Origin of the sequence: Sphaerotilus sp., assembly GCF_041083715.1 — a bacterium.
GTDB lineage: Bacteria > Pseudomonadota > Gammaproteobacteria > Burkholderiales > Burkholderiaceae_C > Sphaerotilus.
On sequence record NZ_JBFPGY010000058.1, the window covers coordinates 1 to 3,889 of the forward strand.

The following is a 3,889-nucleotide window of genomic DNA, read 5'->3' on the forward strand; positions in this document are numbered from 1 at the left end:
GGCGGGCATGAATGGTGCTATCGTTTCTCAACGACTGGAGAGCACCATGACCGGTTCACGGCCACCCTCCGCCCAGAAGGGACGGGAAGTGCAGGGAACGCGCGCTGACGCGCTGCGGGCGGCGCTGCTGCCGACGGTCGAATTCCTGACCCGCCGTCGTGCAGACCTGATCGATACCTCGCTCATCGAGGACTACGTGGCGCTGAACTGGATGGAGTGGCATGGGGGCAGCCTGCGCCTCACCGTCACCGGGCGCAATGTGTGCGCGCAATTGGCTACCCGAGCGAAATGACCGTCGGGTCTGCCGATTTGTCAAGATGGCATTGCAAGAGTAAACTGCACCGGTGCGCTGCAAAGTCATCTCGACTTTGCAGCGGTTTTGTTTTTGCGTCGCGCTAGCGCCCATTCACTGGCCGTGTTCCTGTTGGTCGGGTTCCGGCGGCCCAAGAGGACTCGCCTCGCATGCCGGGATACCTGCTCAAGCACGAGATCATTGATGTGATCGGTGCGGCGGCGCTCAACATTCGGTCGTTGCTGGACCGCCAGCAATTCGCCGATCCGCAGGGAGATGCGCAAGGACTGGGTATTTCTTCGGCTGCATGGCCACTGTTCGGTCTGGTCTGGCCCTCCGGGCTGCACCTGGCAGCGGTCATGGCGACCAGGCCATTGCGGGTGGCCGAGCGCATTCTTGAAATCGGCTGTGGCCTTGGTCTGGCCAGTCTGGTGGCACATCGGCGCGGCGTTGATGTCACGGCAAGCGACTGTCATCCATTGGCTGGCAGCTTTCTGCGCGAGAATCTGAGATTGAACGAATTGCCGCCGATGCCGTATTGCCACGGGCATTGGGGTGCGCAGGAGGCGTCGACGAAGAGCCTGCAGGTGGACACCCACCAGGCAGTCTTCGGTCCGAAGGTCGAGGGACTGTTCGACCTGATCATCGGCAGCGACGTGCTCTACGAGCGGGACGATGCAGGGGTGCTGTCGTCCTTCATTGGCCGCCACGGTGCTCCCGTGTGCGAGGTGATGATCATTGATCCCAACCGTGGCAACCGATCGCCGTTTCACCGCCGCATGGCGGCGATGGGTTACACGCTGAACGAGACACCGATACGCCGGCTCCAGTCGGCGAAGGACAATCCGTACAGCGGCCGATTGCTGCATTACCGCCGAGTCGCATCGGCAGCGGGTTCGCCATGCGGGTCCGCGTCTTGAGTTCCATCCATTTCACAGGAGGCCCCGTTTGGCCAAAGAAGAACTGATCGCCATGAATGGCAGCGTCACTGAAGTGCTCCCCGATTCGCGTTTTCGCGTGACCTTGGAGAACGGCCATCAACTGATCGCCTACACCTCCGGCAAGATGCGCAAGCACCACATCCGCATTCTGGCGGGTGACGCGGTGTCGCTGGAACTGTCGCCCTACGACATGACGAAGGGTCGCATCACCTTCCGTCACATCGAGCGCCGCGGTCCGGCCCCATCGCACGGCGGCGCGCGCCGTTGATACACGGGTGACTCCCCGCTGCGGGGCGGTGAGGGGGCGAACACGGTCGGGTTGGTCGTTCGCCAGGTGAATTTTTCACATTCGATCGGCTTGATGCCGGACAAGTGTGTGGAAGTCCCTGTTCGAGGGGGTGTGGAGCGGGCCTGCAATCCCTAGTCTCCGGGTCATGAACACGGTCTGATTTTTCAGATTGGTCGAATTAACCCAGATTGCACCCACTCATGCCTGTTTATCCCCGTCCTCTCAAGTCGCTCGCACTGGCACTGGTCCTGTTTCCGTTGTCCGGTCTTGCCCATGCAACGGGCACGTCGTTTCTGGACGGACTCGACAGCCAGGACACCAGCCGCTGGATCCGTTCGAATGATGTGCTTGCCGGCGAACCGGTGAACAACGATTGGCGGGCGGACCACATTGCCTATGCGAGTGGTGAGATGCAGCTGCGCCTGAACAGTTCGCCATGTTCCATGGCGCCAGAGCAGTGCGGGGGGCGTTCGTCCGCATCGGGTCAGCTGGTCAGCACGGACACGTATGGTCTGGGCCGCTACACGGCGGTGCTGCAGGCGGCCACTGGATCGGGTGTGGTCACGGACTTCATGAAGTACACCGGTTCTCTGGTGGGTACACCGACCGATCTGGTCGGCATGCACATCCAGGGCCAGGATCCGACCCGGCTGCAGGTCAGCTACTTTCAGGCAGGCGTCGGAGCGCAGTACCAGACCATCAGCCTGGGCTTCGATGCCTCTGCCGGTCTGCACACCTATGCCTTCGATTCGAGTGCAGGTGCGCTGCACTGGTATGTCGACAACAACGAAGTCTTCAGCGTGGCCAGCGGCACGCTGCCCACGGCCGACGGCTACATCGTCAGCGATGTGTGGGCTGCCAGCCCCAGCACCGTCTCCCTGTTCGGTACCTATTCCGGCACAGCCACCCGCGCGTACTTCGACAGTATCGCGTTCGAATCCGCCGTGACGCCCGTTCCTGAGCCAGCCTCAGCCCTGCTGCTGTCGACCGGTGCAGGTCTGCTCGCCTGGCGCCGTCGGCGCGAGGTCCGTGCTGCAACCTGATTCGGTGGCTTCCCGCGAATGTTGTGCGACCGTAAGCGCACCCGGCCGCATTCTCCAGTTCTGGTCTGCCTACTTCTGGGTGCGCTTGCGAGCGCTCACGTGATCGATTTGGCAAGGAATCCGATCGACACCCAGGGCACACCAATCAGCACCAGCAAGGCCACCAAGAGTGCGGCCAAGTGCGGCCAGACTCGGCCAATGGCCACGTCGGGCGAGACCCGGCCGATGGCGCAGGCGGCGTAGAAGCCCACACCGAAGGGCGGCGAGAACAGGCCCAGGCCCATCGCGAAGACCACCACCATGGCGTAGTGCACCTCGTGCACGCCCATCATGCGGGCGATGGGGAACAGCAGCGGGCCGAACAGCACGATGGCGGGGATGCCTTCCAGCACGCTGCCCAGCACCACGAAGGCCAGTGCCGAAACCAGCAGGAAGCCCATCTGCCCGCCGGGCACCGAGGTGAGCAGGCGCACGAGGTCTTGCGAGAAGCCGCTCTGCGTCAGAGCCCAGGCCATGGCAGTGGCACAGCCGACGATCAGCAGGATGGCGCCGGACAGGGCGGCCGTGTCCAGCAGCATGGGATAGAGGGCCTTCCAGTTGAAGCGGCGGTAGATCACCAGACCGGCAAAGACGGTGTAGAAGATACCGATGGTCGAGACCTCGGTGGCGGTGGCCACGCCTTCCACCACCGCGGTGCGGATGATGAAAGGCAGTGCCAGCGCCGGCAGCGCCACCAGCAGCAGCCGGCCGACCTCGCGCCGGCTGGCACGGACCACGCCGCTCATGTCCTCGCCGCGCGTCTGCCACCAGACCACCACGGCCATGGCCAGCATGCCAACCACGGCGGGCATCAGACCGCCAATGAACAGTGCGGTGATGGAGACGCCGGTGACCGAGCCGATGGTGATCAGCACGATCGACGGCGGGATGGTCTCGGACATCGCCCCCGAAGCCGAGAGCAGGCCGATCAGGTCGCCGTCGCTGGTGCCGCGCTTGCGCATCTCGGGGAACAGTGCCGGGGCCACCGCCGCCATGTCGGCCGCCTTGGCGCCGGAGATTCCCGAGACCAGGTACATCGCGCCCAGCAGCACGTATTGCAGGCCGCCGCGCACATGGCCGATCAGGCTGACGAGGAAGTCGATCATGGCCTTGGCCAGGCCGGTCATCTCGATCAGTGCACCGAGGAAGACGAACAGCGGCACCGCCAGCAGGATCAGGTGCGACATGCCCTCCTGCAGGCGGTTGGGCACGATGAACAGCGGCGTGCTGGTGGCGAAGGCGATGTAGGACATCGTCGCCAGGCCGAACGCGAAGGCGATGGGCA

At 63.9% G+C, this 3,889-nt stretch carries 5 protein-coding genes; 4 read left to right on the top strand and 1 reads right to left on the bottom strand.

All coding sequences use genetic code 11. The features are described from left to right. The 4 genes from AB3X43_RS02840 to AB3X43_RS02855 form a co-directional block, all read left to right on the top strand. On the top strand, window positions 1-292 hold a 292-nt coding region (locus AB3X43_RS02840), incomplete at its 5' end, for a hypothetical protein (protein WP_369428374.1). Between the two features lie 170 nt (window positions 293-462). After that, window positions 463-1,212 (top strand): class I SAM-dependent methyltransferase, encoded by a 750-nt coding sequence (locus AB3X43_RS02845; RefSeq protein ID WP_369428375.1) that lies wholly within the window; start codon window positions 463-465, stop codon window positions 1,210-1,212. 28 nt (window positions 1,213-1,240) lie between these two features. Then, complete coding sequence (gene infA / locus AB3X43_RS02850) at window positions 1,241-1,501, top strand: translation initiation factor IF-1 (RefSeq protein WP_179634929.1); 261 nt, start codon at window positions 1,241-1,243, stop codon at window positions 1,499-1,501. 221 nt (window positions 1,502-1,722) lie between these two features. After that, window positions 1,723-2,565, top strand: coding sequence for a family 16 glycosylhydrolase (locus AB3X43_RS02855; protein WP_369428376.1), 843 nt, complete (start codon window positions 1,723-1,725; stop codon window positions 2,563-2,565). Between the two features lie 95 nt (window positions 2,566-2,660). Here AB3X43_RS02855 and AB3X43_RS02860 read toward each other — a convergent pair. After that, window positions 2,661-3,889: TRAP transporter large permease (locus tag AB3X43_RS02860; RefSeq protein WP_369428377.1), on the bottom strand; the 1,229-nt coding region annotated here is incomplete at its 5' end.